This window comes from Neoalteromonas flava (assembly GCF_002807685.1).
Classification (GTDB): domain Bacteria; phylum Pseudomonadota; class Gammaproteobacteria; order Enterobacterales; family Alteromonadaceae; genus Alteromonas_E; species Alteromonas_E flava.
On record NZ_PEAX01000001.1, the window covers coordinates 490,953 to 507,250 of the forward strand.

Annotated in this window: 12 protein-coding genes and 1 tRNA gene; 7 read left to right on the forward strand and 6 right to left on the reverse strand. The window is 46.6% G+C overall.

Going from position 1 to position 16,298, the window contains the following annotated elements; genetic code table 11:
* Positions 1-3 precede the first annotated feature (3 nt).
* Positions 4-822, reverse strand: a complete 819-nt coding sequence (locus CSH92_RS02325; RefSeq protein WP_100655984.1) for an MbnP family copper-binding protein — start codon at positions 820-822, stop codon at positions 4-6.
* On the opposite strand from CSH92_RS02325, the gene CSH92_RS02330 reads away from it, so the two are divergent.
* Both CSH92_RS02330 and CSH92_RS02335 read left to right on the forward strand, forming a co-directional pair.
* The gene (locus CSH92_RS02330) at positions 821-3,541 is read left to right on the forward strand and encodes a choice-of-anchor B family protein (protein WP_240612709.1); all 2,721 of its coding nucleotides are present in this window, start codon (positions 821-823) and stop codon (positions 3,539-3,541) included. The two genes, CSH92_RS02325 and CSH92_RS02330, sit on opposite strands and share 2 nt — an antisense overlap.
* A gap of 129 nt (positions 3,542-3,670) precedes the next feature.
* Positions 3,671-3,747 (forward strand) — tRNA-Ile (locus CSH92_RS02335).
* An 8-nt stretch (positions 3,748-3,755) separates the two neighbouring features.
* Here CSH92_RS02335 and CSH92_RS02340 read toward each other — a convergent pair.
* Together CSH92_RS02340 and CSH92_RS02345 are read right to left on the reverse strand one after the other, a co-directional pair.
* Positions 3,756-4,475, reverse strand: a complete 720-nt coding sequence (locus CSH92_RS02340) for a sulfotransferase-like domain-containing protein (protein ID WP_100655986.1) — start codon at positions 4,473-4,475, stop codon at positions 3,756-3,758.
* A complete protein-coding gene (locus CSH92_RS02345; protein ID WP_100655987.1) occupies positions 4,472-5,377 on the reverse strand; it encodes an aminotransferase class IV in 906 nt (301 codons plus the stop codon). Before CSH92_RS02345 ends, CSH92_RS02340 begins: the two co-directional genes overlap by 4 nt.
* Before the next feature lie 120 nt (positions 5,378-5,497).
* Here CSH92_RS02345 and CSH92_RS02350 point away from each other — a divergent pair, with 120 nt between their 5' ends.
* Entirely contained in the window at positions 5,498-6,097 is a 600-nt protein-coding gene (locus tag CSH92_RS02350) for an IMPACT family protein (protein ID WP_100655988.1), read from the forward strand.
* A gap of 115 nt (positions 6,098-6,212) precedes the next feature.
* On the opposite strand, the gene CSH92_RS02355 is transcribed toward CSH92_RS02350, so the two are convergent.
* Positions 6,213-6,947 (reverse strand): Tim44 domain-containing protein, encoded by a 735-nt coding sequence (locus CSH92_RS02355; RefSeq protein WP_100655989.1) that lies wholly within the window; start codon positions 6,945-6,947, stop codon positions 6,213-6,215.
* Between the two features lie 120 nt (positions 6,948-7,067).
* A complete protein-coding gene (locus CSH92_RS02360) occupies positions 7,068-9,158 on the reverse strand; it encodes a TonB-dependent receptor (protein WP_100655990.1) in 2,091 nt (696 codons plus the stop codon).
* Positions 9,159-9,501: 343 nt separating this feature from the next.
* Here CSH92_RS02360 and CSH92_RS02365 point away from each other — a divergent pair, with 343 nt between their 5' ends.
* The 4 genes from CSH92_RS02365 to CSH92_RS02380 all read left to right on the forward strand — a co-directional run bounded on the left by CSH92_RS02365 (position 9,502) and on the right by CSH92_RS02380 (position 15,751).
* Positions 9,502-9,882: a DUF1801 domain-containing protein gene (locus CSH92_RS02365; RefSeq protein WP_100655991.1), complete on the forward strand. Its 381-nt coding sequence runs from the start codon at positions 9,502-9,504 to the stop codon at positions 9,880-9,882.
* A 137-nt stretch (positions 9,883-10,019) separates the two neighbouring features.
* Positions 10,020-10,991 carry a universal stress protein gene (locus CSH92_RS02370; protein WP_100655992.1) on the forward strand — a complete coding sequence of 324 codons (972 nt, stop codon included), beginning with the start codon at positions 10,020-10,022 and terminating at the stop codon, positions 10,989-10,991.
* A gap of 82 nt (positions 10,992-11,073) precedes the next feature.
* Positions 11,074-12,831, forward strand: a complete 1,758-nt coding sequence (locus CSH92_RS02375; protein ID WP_240612710.1) for an ABC transporter transmembrane domain-containing protein — start codon at positions 11,074-11,076, stop codon at positions 12,829-12,831.
* A gap of 352 nt (positions 12,832-13,183) precedes the next feature.
* The gene (locus CSH92_RS02380; RefSeq protein WP_100655993.1) at positions 13,184-15,751 is read left to right on the forward strand and encodes a zinc-dependent metalloprotease; all 2,568 of its coding nucleotides are present in this window, start codon (positions 13,184-13,186) and stop codon (positions 15,749-15,751) included.
* A 126-nt stretch (positions 15,752-15,877) separates the two neighbouring features.
* On the opposite strand, the gene CSH92_RS02385 is transcribed toward CSH92_RS02380, so the two are convergent.
* Positions 15,878-16,261, reverse strand: coding sequence for a tellurite resistance TerB family protein (locus CSH92_RS02385; protein WP_100655994.1), 384 nt, complete (start codon positions 16,259-16,261; stop codon positions 15,878-15,880).
* Positions 16,262-16,298: the final 37 nt, after the last annotated feature.

Here is a 16,298-nt window from a genome sequence, read left to right on the forward strand (position 1 = left end):
ATATTACTGCCTGATCAGCTGTTCTTGTTGCAGGTTAGCGAGCAGCTGCTCACACCCCTTCTGCATCTCTGGTTGCAGCATGCAGTGCCCTAACCTTTCTGGTTTTACCGAGTGCAAAAGTGCGGCTAAATCAAATTTAAGCTCAGAAAGTGGCTGGGTTAACTCGATTTCTACAGTAAATCTATTCGGCTGCGCACACGCTTCTTGAGGCGGTCTAACCACTGCTTCACTGACGCAACCAACGCTGCCCAAATGAAAGGACCATGGCGCATTTGCGTCTGCCTGTGCTGAACGTAAATCCATGCGCATAAACTTATAACCCATCCGCCAAGACCAAAACATTTCAGGAATGTTGAGCGGCTGCGGTTGTAATAGCGGATTTCCATGATTGAGCGCGAATGGCACCGCCAGCGTCAACTTCAATGCCGTGGCTGAGTTTAGGGCAGCCTGGGAAGTTGCAAAGGAAAGTCGATTATTGGCCACAGGAGTAGCCCCATTGGCAACGCAATCTGTTGCAAACCACAGCAATGCAACCTCTTCGGTTTGCCAATCATTGGCGATTAGTGCAACGCCTGTCCACTGCTCGCTTTCAGCACCTTTGACAGCGACATCGGCAACAAATAGGGCAAAGCGATCGATTTGCCAACGCTGTTGGTTGTGTTCAAAAATTGCTGGACAACCCAGGGCACTACCCGCATATGTCAGCTCAATAGGCACATTGACTGGAACAGTGTTTGGTTCGGATGCTGGCGTACAGCCAAGCTGGCTAAAGACTATCAACAGCGCTATGATTGCCCCACGCAATGACAAGGAATCCAGCATGTCGTCAAATACTCTATTTCGTTTATTAAGTGTCACTATGATGCTTGGCGCAATCACCGTCAGTCAAGCAGTGTGCGCACACAGTGACAAGGAAAAAGCGCGATTTGTAGCGGAGTCAGGTGTAGATACTGGCACCTGCAACAATCGTTTCAGGCCATGTGCCAGCATTCGCTATGCGGTACAACAAGCGAACAAAGGTGACAGTATTCTTGTTGCCGCTGGCTCCTACCATATTCAAGACGAACAAGAACTGCTTTATCTTGTCTCTGAACTGCAACCAGTTTTCGGTGGGTTCAGCACGATTGATAACTATCAAGTGCAGCAACCTAGCACGTCATCAACGACGTTAATTGGCGTGCCCCTGCAATATGCCGAAACGCTCTATGCCAAGGGCTTTGATGTAATTGTCGATACGAAAGGCTTAGCAAGCCCAACTCTCGACGCAAAGCTTGATTCAGTCCAGCGCATGACAACCGCACATGGCCTCGCAGCCTGTGTGGATGGCCAAGCTGCTGGGTTTGAATGTAATAACATTAGCCTACTGGCGCACCTCCCATTATCATCACTGCCCACCAACAGCAGTTCAGCCAATGACATTTGGGGGCATGTTGACCTCAATACCATGCGCGAATATGCGATTATTGGTTTACGCCGCGGGATCGCCGTTGTCGAAGTCACCGACCCTGAGAATCCTGTGGTCGTGGGTTCAGTGAATGGACAGTCAACCACGTGGCGCGATATCAAGGTGTACCAATACTACTCTACCGGAGAGCAGCGTTGGTTAGCCTATGCATATGCAGGTGCAGACAGTGTCACCGAAGGTTTAACCATTATTGATTTAACCGGATTGCCCGAAAGTATTAGCTTGGCCAATCGCACTACCGATGATACGCGCGCCCACAATGTGTACATCAGTAATGTGGATTACACGACGAATACGGCATTAACCGGTCGCACTGCGCTATTGCATGCCGCGGGTACAAATAATTTTGGTGGCGCTTGGCGTTCTTTTAGTTTTAAAGATCCGATTAATCCTGATGCTGAGTACAGTTATAGCAGCAAAAGTTCCAGTCGTTACTATACCCATGATGCTTCCAGTGTACTGATTGATGACCAGCGTGCCGAACGCGACTGTACCGATGCTGAAAACGGCGTGTGCAATGTCATGCTCGACTTTAATGAAGATGAACTGATCCTGTGGGACCACACCTTGTCTAGCAAGGCAACAGAGCTGGGTAAGCAAACCTACCCCAACGCGCAGTACGTACACTCAGGCTGGTGGAGTGAAGATAAGCAATATGTGATCTTGCACGATGAGCTCGATGAACAGCGGGTTGGCATCAATACTACCGTCCACTTCTTTGATATCAGTGACTTAAACGCACCGCTGTTAGTTTCGTCATGGGAGGGCCCAACGCGTGCGATTGATCACAATGGCTTTGTGCGTGGTGACCGGTACTACATGTCCAACTATGAACGAGGTGTGACTATTTTGGACATCAGTAACCCATTGGCGCCACAAGAAGTCGGGTATTTTGACACCTTTGGTACGTCAAATAGCCCTTCATTTAATGGTACTTGGGGGGTTTATCCCTATCTTCCAAGTGGCATAATTTTGGCCAGCGATATTCAGGGTGGCCTATACATCTTGCGTGATGAAACGCGCAACGACGAAAGTAATCGCGTCGGTTTTGCTACAACTCAGGCTGCTGGAAACGAAGGTGAGGAGCTATCCCTGACCGTCAGTAAAATCGGAAGTGGCGCGATGAGTGTCGACTACCAGATAGTGACAGGATCGGCGACTGCGAGTGATATTGAATTTACCAATGGCAGTCTAACTTGGTCTGCCAATGACAACAGTGATCGCAGCATCTCAATTACCTTAAACAGTGATAGCAATGAAGAGCATGACGAACTGTTTTTTGTGCGCTTAAGCAACCCTTCTGGGGGCAGCTTAGAGGACCAAAATTTGGCGTTTGCCACCATCAATGGTTCACCGATTGTGCGCGGTATCGTCGGCTTTGAACAGAACGAATATATCGTTAAAGAAATAGATGGAGTGGTCAACCTAGAGGTATTCAGAAATGGCGGCGCTGACCAAAGTATTGAGGTTGATTATACCGTTACTGAACAAGGTGCAACGCTTGGGGATGATGTAGAAGTCAGTAATGGTACACTGACCTGGAGTGACGGTGACAACCAATCCAAACAAATTGTGCTAACCATTCTTAACGATGATGAAAGCGAGGGCGTTGAGCAGCTGCAAGTTACGCTAAGCGCTAACGATCCAAGTTTATTAAGCGAATCCGTCAGTACAGTTGTCTCGATTAGAGATGATGAAGTTAACTTACCCCCTGCCATTGACGCCGGTGCTGATATTAACGTAAATACACGCCAAACCGTGATTTTAAATGCAATCGCAACTGATCCGGAAGAGCAACCTATGACCTTTAGTTGGCAACAAACCGGCGGTACCAGTGTAACGTTAAGCGAAGCAGATACACTTTCACCGCGATTCTCTGCACCAACTAGTGCCACAACCATTGAGCTGCAAGTCACCGCTGAAGATGACTTTGGCACTACCAGCACAGATACTATTGTCATTACCGTAACTGCTAGCAATGCAGAGGTCATTACCTCAAATAATAGCTCCGGTGGGACTTTGTACTGGTTACTTGGCGCTTTACTCGCATTGGTTTACATCCGTAAACGTAAGTAATAGATGCATGCGCCTGAGTGAAGTGGTTAAAAAACACTCAGGCGAACGTGCCCAAGCCACACAAGAGATGACAAGCCTTTTAAAACTGCTTATACTGCGCGACGCTTAGTTCAAGCGATTCTACACAATGGCCCGATAGCTCAGTTGGTTAGAGCATCCGACTCATAATCGGCAGGTCCCCTGTTCAAGTCAGGGTCGGGCCACCATTTTTTTGCTAAATATGATGTTTTCTTAGCGAATCATATGCAGGCATAACCTCCGCCAGCACCTGCTTTTGTTGCCCTGACAGTTTCACCTCGCGCGCTTGATATTCACCAAAGCCAGTAGATTTCTCAACATTGTGGTACCAATGTGAGGCCCATACACCGTCGCTCACTCGTCGACCGGCGGGCCAACTTAACATCCGCTGTGAAAAAGGTATTTGTAACGCACTACACAGTGCTTGCATGGCATGCGCAGGATCTTGCAATACCCAATTGGAATCAATTACAGGAATATCCTGCCCCGAAATATCACAGATAGCTTGATACAATTCCCATTGCCGAATAATGCCAATATCTTCTGCACTGCATACCCCCCGACTGCGGGTATACGAATCAATAATTTGAGCAGGATCGCGAATTAAAAAGCAATGTGTCAGTTTTTTTGTCCAAGCCAAATCAACATCAGGTAGCATATGGTGTGTCATGAGCTTTTGGTACTGATATTGGCTGCAACATGGTGCTTCAGTGAGCTGCGTCACTACATCATTATAGTCTGCTGGCTGACTGGCTAGCACCTCGCCAAACATGGGGTGTGGGCTTTGCGTTTGGGTGAGGTAATACGCATAGAACGGCTCGTCTATGACCTCACAGTCTGGTCTATTTTCAAAACTACGCATCATTGCAGTGGAAATATTACGTGGGCCAGACCACATGGCGATTCGTTGTATCACAGCTGCCCGTCCTCTGCCTGGATTGCTTGTTTATAGAAGGTTTGTAGCCGCTTCATCAGACTGAAATCCCCCTCACCAATACGCCGCCCATCGACCTCGCCGACGGGAGAAAGCCCGGCAAAAGTGCCGGTAATAAAGGCTTCATCGGCACTGTATACGTCCGACAAAGTGAAGTTTCTCTCAAATACCGGGATCTGGTTCGCTTTACATAAGTCGATGACCTTACGGCGCGTGATGCCATCGAGACAATAATCGCCACTGGAGGTCCAAACTTCCCCATCGCGTACAATAAAAAAATGGGTGGAGTTGCAGGTCGCAACAAATCCCTGCGGGTCGAGCATTAACGCTTCATCAACGCCGGCTTTCGCCGCTTGAATACAGGCAAAGATACAGTTTAACTTGGAATGGGTGTTGAGTTTCGGATCTTGCACATCTGAATAACCACGGCGAACATGGGTGGTAAATAAACGCAACCCTGACTCACTGGGCGCTACTGGTGACTTGTACTCGGGAATAATAACGATGGTGGCTGGCGTAATAGTGACTCGCGGATCTTGATACGGTGTCGCTTTGATTCCGCGCGTAACCATAAGCCGAATATGCACATCATCGTGCATGTTATTCGCCTCACAGGTCGTTAAAATCCGCTCGACCAAATCTTGCTTTGATAAGCCAATATCCATATCCAGCGCCTTCGCCCCTGCGTACAAGCGTTGCATGTGCTCGCCCACAAAGACTAAACGTCCCGCGTGCAACCGAAGCCCTTCCCAAACGCCATCGCCAAGAATAAAGCCACTGTCAAAGACCGATATTTTTGCCTCATCACGCTTAAACAACTGACCATTAATGTTGATCAATATATCCGCATTGCGGGGGTCATCGCGGTATTGGTGCGTCGCCATGAAACTTCCTTCTTTTAAGGTTTTACTCACACTAAAAGTAAAAGCTCGGCAACGCAATATTTTCATCCAGTCTTCAATTAGTTATAGGATGCTAGGCGCTAACAGCTGTATACTTTGTATATGAGTTACTCCGTTCCTGTTCAAGCAGAATATGCATTGCTTGAAATCAAAAAAAGTCTGTTTCACACGCTAGCTGCACATGCAAGTGATCGACAAATGGCCATGCAGTGGTTGCAAGACATGCGCGATCGCTATCCAGATGCGCGCCACCACTGCTGGGCCTATTTATTAGGGCGCCCCGATATGCCTAGCAGTGTGGCGATGTCAGATGATGGCGAGCCCAGTGGAACGGCTGGCAAGCCGATTTTGAACGTGCTGCAGCACAATCCAATTGGTGACGTAGTGGTCATTGTGAGTCGCTATTTTGGCGGTATCAAGTTGGGGGCGGGCGGCCTCGTGCGAGCCTACTCGGCTGCTGCACAGCAGGTCATTGAACGCGTTCCCACCCAGATTTTAGTGCCAACTTCACGGGTGCGGATCAAGGCTGATTTTAAGCATGAGCAATACTTGCGGCATTGGATTGAGCAACACGGTGGTAGCGTGCAACAATGTGATTACACGACTGCCGTATCGCTTGAAGCAGATATTGCGACAGCTGAATTGGAACAACTAGCTAGCGCTTGTGCTAGCTTTAATCTGGATTTACAGGTGAAAGAATAATCTTTTGGTGGCGTTTCTTGTCCACTGTTGCCAACGTCACTAAGCAGTTACTCGAGGTGCTCTAGTAGCAGAAAACGCCTTCTAGGTTCCATTCATATCGTTGTCATCATAGACGCTAGCCGAATTGAACATCTAAAGGAGGTTGTTGCTTGGCGATATCCAGATAATCCTCCAACAATCCATCTGACTCGATATTGCTTACTCGCCATTTACCCTCTATGAGAGTAAACGTCCAAATACTGGCAACCTCCTTGTCTTTGTCATTACCTTCTACAATCTCGCCACTGGCTTTGTCTTGTAAGTAATCTTGCATGTTTGCTGCCATGTATAAAACCACAATACTTTGATTATTGGTGATCCCCTCATCGTTACGCGGCAACACCAATATCGGAAAGGTTTTGGTTATCTTGCTAATACGGCAGATATTCTGCAATCCACGCTGCTGCCAATCATCCAAGTACGTGACCTGTTGGTGTTGCAGAAAACTCTCTTCTACATATTCAGCGGCAATAGTGAGATCTTCAGAGGTCCAGGCTTGATGAATGCGTTGGAATGCGGTTTGAGCCACTTGCTTCACATGAAGCCACTCAAAGTCTCTATGCTTACGGCCTAATAACGTCAAATTACGCATCGCCATCCGACTGAGCCGGCGGGTCTTCAGCATACGCAGCACTATCAACGGTAAGAAGAAAACGATAAACAAACCCAATAGAATTTTACCCAAAGGACCATCAAATAAGGTATTAGCGATCCTACCGCTGGGCGCTGCATGGGCGAGCATGGGTAATAAATAAAGCGTTATTGTAAAAAGGTACGCTGATGTGCTGTAGAGAAGTTTTATTAGCTGCATGATAGTCCTTAAGTAAAAGTTTTACGCAGACTATCAGGCAGATTTACAGGATGAATGTGACAAAAGTCACGGTTTTAAAGAAAAGGGTTACTGTGAACTTACAGTAACCCGTTTAGTCGTCTAGAAAGACCCAATAACACTCAACGTCGCATTAACTGGCGCAGCGACTGTCGCCTGGTGTGTCGAGTGTGCGTTGGGGAAATACAGCTCGTCCGTTAAGTTCTCAACATTGAGTTGCACCCTTAACGTATCCGAAACGTCATAGAATGCAGCAGCATCAACGCGAGTATAGCTTGGTAGAACTGCTGAATTGCCGTTATCGATAAAGCTCTCATCCTGATACGTTGCACCTAGGCCAAATCCAAACGCATCATTCACCTGATAAGTACTCCAGATTGAAAAGGTATTCTCTGGTAATTCACGCGGTGCACGTCCGGTCGGGCCGTTTCGGTCCACAATTTCTCCGTCAAGGTTGCTGTAGTTAACAGCTAATGACCAGTCCTCGTTGATATACCCCGTCAACTGTAATTCAAAGCCAGAAATTTCTGAATCAATAACATCTAAAGTTGCGGGGTCGTTGTCAGCAACTTGTGGCGAGCTTTGTTCGTTTTCAAAGATAGCCGCAGTAAAACTTAAACCACCATCGAAATCCCATTTAAGGCCAATCTCACGATTCGAAAAGGAATCGGGGTCCAGCTGTGCTTTTTCACCGTTAATATCGGTAAATTGTTCCCCGCTGCGCGGCAAGAAAGACTCACTATAACTGGCATAGAGAGAAATATTTTCTTGTGGCTTATAGATAATTCCTGCACGTGGTGATACTTCTTCATCGGTACGGGTGCGCGTTTCATCGCTCTTCACGTTGAAGACATCGATATCAAATCGATCAAAGCGGGCGCCAATAACCAGATCGAGCTTTTCCGATAGCTCAATTTCATCTTGAACGTACAGTGACATTACGCCAAGGTCGACACGTGTATCATCATTCAAGTTGCTAAAAGCTACCGTAAAATTCTGACCTTGAGCGTTAGTTCCAGCCATTGCGCGGAAGCTCAATGGACGTTGCACATCGAACCATTCACGGTCCGAGTTAGTGGTTGAGAACACCGGATTCAAGCGGAATTGATCTGAACTTGTATCAATCCATTCTGCTCCCACAATTAAGGTATGACCAATACCGCCGGTTTGAAACTCGCTAACAATGTTACCCGACAGGATCAGGTTGTCACGCACGGTTTCATCAATATATCCATCTAGCTCAACTTCGTTAGCAACAGGGTCATAGTTGCTGGCGTAAAAGTTAGCGTAAACCTTGTCGTAGTCGCCATAGAAGGCATTAAAGTTACCCTTAATAAAGTCAGTGAACTGATGCTCAATGTTGGCGCGAAAAACATGCGCTTCTAGCTCGTGATAATTGTTTTCAGGATCAGCGAAAACGATATCTTCGAAGGCTTCGACAGGGCGTCCATCAGCGCCGGTTGGCACACCACGATCGATAAAACGCTCGTGATTGATGTATTCGTAAGATAGATCCAACGTGGTATCACGATCGAGTTCAATCCGTGCGGTTGGATTAAAACCAATACGCTCACCATCATAAAAGTCGCGATGATTCTCCAGCTGCTCATACATTGCGTTTACCCGCACTGCTGAACTATCACTACTGGCGACATTAGTATCCAATTCCACGCCGTAGCCACCAAAGCTATTTAACGCGGCTTTATAGCCGGTAAAATTCTCTCCTAATCGGGCTTTTTTTGAAACCCGGTTCAAGATCCCGCCAGTACCACCACGACCAAATAATAAGGCGTTCGGCCCGCGCAGAATTTCTACTTGCTCAACATTGTAAAGCGCTCGGTAATACTGCACATCGTCTCGGTTGCCGTCCAAATAAAAATCCGCTGTTGAACGTACTCCGCGAAAAACCACTGAATCGCGATGGCCCTCACCCTGTGAAGTATTAACCCCAGGGGTGTAATCAATGATTTGACCAATACTGTTGATCCCACGCTGGGTCAATTCATCGGCGGTCATTATGGATAGGCTTTGTGGAACGTCAATGATTGGGGTTGGCGTTTTAACCGAGTTAGACTCATTAACAGAAAGATATCGACCTTCGACCACAATGCGTTCGAATTCTGCAAGCGTTTCTGCAGCTAAAGAGTGACTTAACAATAGCGCGGTAGCAACACCCGTCAATTTTAATTTCAAAGCAAACCTCTAATGTTTATTGATTAAGCACGGAAAACAAAAAATCTTGGCTCACTCAAGACTGAGCCGAATAAGTTTTCAGCATGAACTAAATGATTTCGCAAATCTTAATACGAATTATTCTTATTTGCGAGTAAAAAGTAGTTATTTTTTAGATTGCAGATAAGAAAACAGCGGTGACCTAGTCAATTGGGCTGCATTGAGATTGGCTGTGGCAGGTGTTTAGTGCTCGAATAAATCCCACCAATAAAGAAGCGTAACGGGCTATACTTAAGTCTTATAAGATGCTCATTACTGTTCCTTGAGCAGTGGCAACTCGAGATAACGGTAGGACTCAGAATCTATGTACAGCGCAGCCCCCACTACTTTTGCAGAAATGATTGCGCCAGTACCTGGCAATATAAAAACGACCGCACAGCAGCTGCGCAGCATTATCAATCAAACACTTCCCATGCTTACTGAAACAGTATCTGGAGGGTTAAAGGTAGCCAATGCACTGTACAGCTTTGAGACTGAAAATCAGGTGGTTTGTGGTTTACAGGTGAATCAAGAAAACGTGAAACTGTTTATACATCAATTTTCAGCGGTAGACACTGCTGACTTCAAACTCCAAGGCTCAGGCAAACATGTCAGGCACATCAAGTTCAGTGACGTAGAATCGCTGAATATCGAGCTTATTTCACGCTTGTTGAAGAATGTGCATGCTGCCTGTGGGTATGCTTAAACTCAGCGGGTTATAATTGTTTTAAATCAATAAACCGCGCAAATCTGATATACGTCAATATTTTGCAATAGAGCATATGCTACAGTTAATTATGGGTTAACGACGAGCTGTCTTCTAAGTAACATTTTGAGGAATCTATGAGTACATTCAAACACGTGTTGTGCGTCTTAACGGAACTGCAAGCCCCAGATGAAGTAGTGAAGCATGCAATGCACATATGCCAGCAACACAACGCCAAGTTAACAGTCCTATTGACGTTGGAGCCGTTACCACCCAATGCCAATATGGTCATGGAATCATTTGCCTACATAGATACCTTTGAAAGCATGCAAAATGCAGCACAAGCTCGACTCGATAAAAAAGCCGCCGAATGGCGCCAAACAATGCCATTAGAAACTCAATTACGCATTGGACATGGATTTGTTGAAATCGCTAAAACGGCCAATGAATTGAGCGTCGACCTCGTTCTTAAAAAAGCTAAAACAGATCTCCTTGACCGCTTGTTTGGGCATGAAGACATGCGCCTACTCTCCAAGTGCCCCGCTCCGGTTTGGCTGGTGCATAAGGGGGATACCACCCAATACAAAAAGATCATTGCTGCAGTGGATGTTAACTATCACTATCCCGAACAAGAGCTTAAGATCCGTAAACAGTTGAACGAGAGTGTGGTTATTCAAGCGGCACAGGTTGCGGTAAAGGAGCAGGCGGAATTACATATCGTGCATGTGATCGATAATCACATAGACATGGTTGTCTATGACGGGATTGTCGATATTGGTGCCAATGCATTTATTGCCAATCAAGAGGATACTGAGCAAGAGCGACAAGCTGCCATGGAGAGCTTAGTAAACCTAATTTCCTCAGCGAACCCTGACGACGTGGTCGCTAATCTGCATATTCAAACTAACATCCTTAGCGGGAATGCGCGTCAAGATATTCCGCGAGCGGTGAAGGAACTCGATGCTGACTTGTTGGTAATGGGAACTGTGGCTCGTGTCGGTATTCCGGGATTTTTTATGGGTAATACTGCGGAGGCCATATTGAACCAAGTCAATTGCAGTGTATTAGCATTGAAACCACACGGATTCAGCTCACCGCTCATCACCTAATTGCGGTTAAACTGATACAAGCGACGTTTTGTCACGTAAACTCATTTTCGTAAACTCAGTTTAGAGCAGAAGGAAAACACGCGTGATCCAAACAAGGTCGGTAGTTGCATGGCTTTTCAGCTATTTAAGGCCATATAAACGCAAAGTTGTCGCTGCAATTATGGCACTGTTTGTCGGTTCATTCGCATGGCTCCTGCTCGGCCAAGGGATCCGTTTAGCGGTAGATCAAGGCTTCGTTGCCAGTAACGCCGCCAAGTTGGACCAATTGTTGTTTGGCGTGTTAATTATCAGCCTACTGGCGAGCTTGGCGACGTATTTTCGTTTCTCGTTGATGACATGGCTGGGTGAACGTGTCAGTGCCGATATCCGTATTGCGGTTTATCACCATCTATTAGCCTTAAGCCCTGAGTTTTTTAGTCAAACCCGCACTGGCGAAGTGATCTCGCGCTTCACTGCAGATACCACAGTATTACAAAGTGTCATTGGCATGAGCATATCCATGGCATTGCGCTCAAGCGTGACCTTTATTGGCGCATTATTGCTCATGTTATTTTCCAGCCCAATGCTAACGCTTTACGTGTTAATCGCCGTTCCCATTGTATTGCTACCGATCAAATTGCTGGGCGAACAAGTGCGTCACTACTCACGCCTCAGTCAGGATAGAGTTGCTGACATTGGTGCTTATGTTGATGAAACCCTGCACGAGATCCAAACAGTACAGGCCTACAATCACGAAGATATTGATCGGAAGGCGTTTAGTGACCGCATTGATAATGTGATGTCAGTCGCACAACAACGCATTCACTATCGTTCGTTATTAATCGTAAGTATTATGGCAATTAGCATGTGCGCCATCGTTATCGTGGCCTGGCTAGGTGCCACTGATGTATTACGTGGCGATATGTCAGCTGGCGAACTTACTGCATTTATGTTTTATGCCGTATTAGCTGGCGGAAGTGTTGCCACCATCAGTGAAGTGATTGGGGAAATACAAAAAGCCGCGGGCGCGTCAGAGCGGTTGATGGAGTTATTAGCTCAATCTCCCAGCATTGGACAAAAGTTAGTACCTTCCTCAACCTTAAATCTGTCCCCGGGATCCGACACAGACGCCGCATTGGTGCTGAAAAATGTAAGCTTCCACTATCCTGGCGATCCACTTAAACCTGTGCTTAAACACATAGATTTACGTGTTACAAAAGGCGAAAAAGTTGCCTTGGTCGGAGCCAGCGGTGCCGGTAAATCGACTCTGTATCAACTGTTGATGCGTTTTTATGATGCAAATGAAGGAGACATTTTACTCTTTGGGCAAGCTCACGACACTCTACCGGTGGCTAGGCTTCGCCAATATTTTGCTTTAGTCCCACAGGAGTCGGTGATTTTTGCAGACAATGTTTTGGAAAACATTCGCTATGGACGACCTTGTGCGTCCGACGATGAAGTGGAAGCTGCGGCGAAAACAGCCATGGCAGACGAATTCATCGTTGAGTTGACGGACGGATATGAGACTAATTTAGGTGAACGTGGGGTCAAACTGTCGGGTGGACAAAAGCAGCGCATCGCCATCGCCCGTGCCATCCTAGCAGACCGCCCTATCCTATTGCTGGATGAAGCCACCAGCGCACTAGATGCCATGAGCGAACAAGCCGTCAAACAGGGTCTCGATAATCTAATGCAAAGCCGCACCACGCTGATCATTGCTCATCGCTTGTCTACGGTGATCAATGCTGATCGGATTGTCGTTTTACAGCGTGGTGAAATCGTTGCTGAGGGGAACCATCAAGTATTATTGCAGCAAAGCCCCCTCTATCGGGAACTCGCCGAACTACAATTGCTGGACTAACACTTTGACGAATCTAGCCGCTGCTTAGACTTGCTCGGCAACTAGCTCTGGTAATGTAATTAATCCGGCTTTATTGTTTCTGTGCAATCATAAATTGGCCGTTTAGCGCTTGACGCCGACCGCTTTAGATCGCCCAAATGACAGTTTCTATCCACTTATCCTATGCCTGTTAGTACGTCAGTTCACCGATTTTTTACGATAGGCGACCGCACCGAATCGCTCAGATCCACAACAATAGTGAACGAAACTTTACAGATGCATATGCCCTACATATCAGCATCTCGGCTGACGAGAGTGCCAATTGCAAAAATAGGTGCAACCGCTCAGCGTTTAACAATCAAAAGGATCTATTATGAAGAAAACCCTGTTAAAGGCGTCATCTTTGGCACTCGCTATCAGCCTTGCTATTGGACACTCAGCCTTATACGCCGACGAAGAAAAAAGTGATAAGAAAGAAGAGCAAACGCTGACCCAAGTGCTTGAAAAAAAATCAGCCTACGATGGCTTTTTACCGATTTATCAAGACGAAAAAGATGGATCAAGTTTACTTGTAATTGACGCTGACAAACTTAATAAACCCTTCTTGTATTTTGCTAAAACAGTGGACGGCCCGGTTGCTGCAGGGCATTTCCGCGGTGGCTTTCGTCAGTATCGATTAATTGAAATGCGCCGCGATTTCGATCGTATTGAATTTGTCGCAACGACTCCACGCTATTACTTTGATCCTGAAAATGCGATTAGCAAAGCTGCCGACGCCAACATCAGTGAAGCAATTTTAGTGTCTGCCAAAATTGCCCATGAAGACGATGGCAAGATTGCGATTAAGTTGGATGACGTTGTTGCTAATGAGAACCTGCATCGTATTGCACCAATGCCGGCAGACGATCCTAAAGAAGATAAAAAGCGCTTTAAACTAGGCAAACTCAGTGGTGATAAAACCAAAGTTGCCAGTATCGATAACTTCGCCCAAAACACCCATGTTATCGTCGATTATGTATATGAGAACGACACTCCAAAAGTGCGTGGTGGTAACGAAATCACTGACCCGCGCTATACCACAATTAGTCTACAACATGCCTTTATCGAGCTTCCTGAAAGCGATTTTCAAGCACGCCGTGATGATCCACGAGTAGGCTATTTTACCCAGCAATTTGATGATTTAACGTCCGATCAAACATTCATTGGTCGTGATGTTATTAACCGTTGGCATTTAAAGAAAAAAGATCCGAATGCAGCAGTCTCTGATCCGGTTGAGCCTATTGTTTGGTGGATCGAAAATACCACTCCAATGGAGTGGCGCGACACTATTCGTGATGCCACATTAGCGTGGAATTCAGCATTTGAAAAAGCCGGATTCAGTAATGCAATTGAAGTTCGGATACAGCCAGACGATGCAGACTGGAAAGCGGAAGACGTACGTTACAACGTATTGCGCTGGACCTCATCACCAACACCGCCTTTCGGTGGCTATGGACCAAGCATCGCAAACCCATTAACCGGGCAAATTATCTCTGCTGACATCATGTTGGAATACACTTTCATGAAAGGCCGCTGGTTAACCGCGCAAATGTTTACTGACGGCGTCAATGTGCTGGAAAATCCACTGCCTGCAGGTCTTGAAGCTGAACAAATGAATCTATGTTCACTCGGTCATCAGTTGCATGCAGGCATGTTATTCGGCCAGTATGCTGGATTAGCGGACGACATGGGCGATATTGAGCAAGATAAGCTGTTGCGCCAATCCATGTACTATCTGATTTTGCACGAAGTTGGGCATACCTTGGGGCTGAATCACAATATGAAAGCCACCCAGTTGCATGGCCATAAAGAAGCTCACGATGCCACTGTTACACAGGGTATCCTAGCCGGTTCAGTGATGGACTATCCATCAGTAAACTACGCTCCGGAAGGTATGGAGCAAGGTGACTTCTACAGTGAGAAACCTGGCCCATACGATGATTGGGTCATTGAATATGGCTATTCTACCGCGTTAGCCGATCCTGCTGCTGAAGAAGCCCGACTCTCCGCTATCCTTGCGCGCAGCACCGAGCCTGAACTGGCATTTGGTAACGATGCTGATGATATGCGCGCACCCGGTCGCCACCTCGATCCTAGAGTTAATATTTTTGACATGTCGAGCGACGCGATTGCATACGCGCAAGATCGTTTTGGGTTAATAAAATCGACTGCGACCAAGCTTAAAGAAAAGACCTTAACTGATGGCCGCTCGCACAATGATCTGGTGGTCGGTGTAAATGTGGTTTTTGGCGAATTCGCGCGCCAAGCCAGTGTCGTGTCACGTTATGTGGGCGGTGTTTACGTGGATCGCAGCCTGGTTGGCCAAGAAGGTTACCAACAGCCGTTCACACCTGTGGCCCTTGCCGATCAGCAGCGGGCAATGCAAACCTTGCGGGATTATGTATTCGCACCTGATGCGATTAGCACCATGGAGCCACTCTTCGCGTATATTCAGCGCCAGCGCAGAGGTTTCGACCACTTCGGTCAGAACGAAGATCCTAAACTGCATGATATGTTACTTGGTGCTCAAAAGAATGTGTTGAACCACCTGTTACATCCGGCGGTGACATTACGTTTGAGTGATACCGCGTTGTACGGTAATGAGTACAAGGTTGAGCAACTCTTCTCCGACCTTACCGCAGCCATTTTCGCTGCCGACATTAAGCGTGATGTGAATAGTTTCCGCCGCAACTTGCAAAGCGAGTACGTTGAGCGTCTGATTGCGATTAGTGGACTGGAAAAAGCCAGCAAGTACGATAACTTTGCTAAGGCAGCAGCGTTGTATGAGCTAAATAAAGTGCGCGATATGGTAGATAGCAAGCGTGGCGATCAAGCAACCAAAGTGCATCGTTTTTACTTAACCGATCGCATTAATCGTGCGTTCCACAAAAGCATGAGTTAGTCATTTCCCTTTAGTATCAATGCTAAAGATTTAAAAAGCCCCCGTTGAACGGGGGCTTTTTATTTGTAACTGTCCCGCCCTAAAAACCGACAACTTATTTTAGGACGGGTCAAATGAAGAGGGAATTTAAACGACCTGTGCAGTTAACGCTTTGCCCAGGATCCGATTGGTAAGGTAGGCCAGCAACTCGGTTTCTTGCTCACTGCGCTCACCATCAATTGCCGTTAGTTCCATGGCGACTTCTAACGCCTTATTGGCATCTTGATTCAGTTCTTCACTTAATGACTGCATAAACGCCTTACAGTCATTATTATCGACTGCTTGTCTGGCTTGATGGATGGCTTCATTCAGAAACGCTTGGCGACAAATGGTACTGCCCCAATCCAAAGTAGCTAGGATTTCATCCAAATAATCTTGTTCACTTAAGGTGACTTTTCCATCCACTTGGTAAAGTAGTACCGATAATTTTATTAGTGCTTCGTTAAAGCCTTGTTCTTCGGTTAGCTGCATGATCACTCCTTACTGCACTCAAAGGAATATGGGGTTG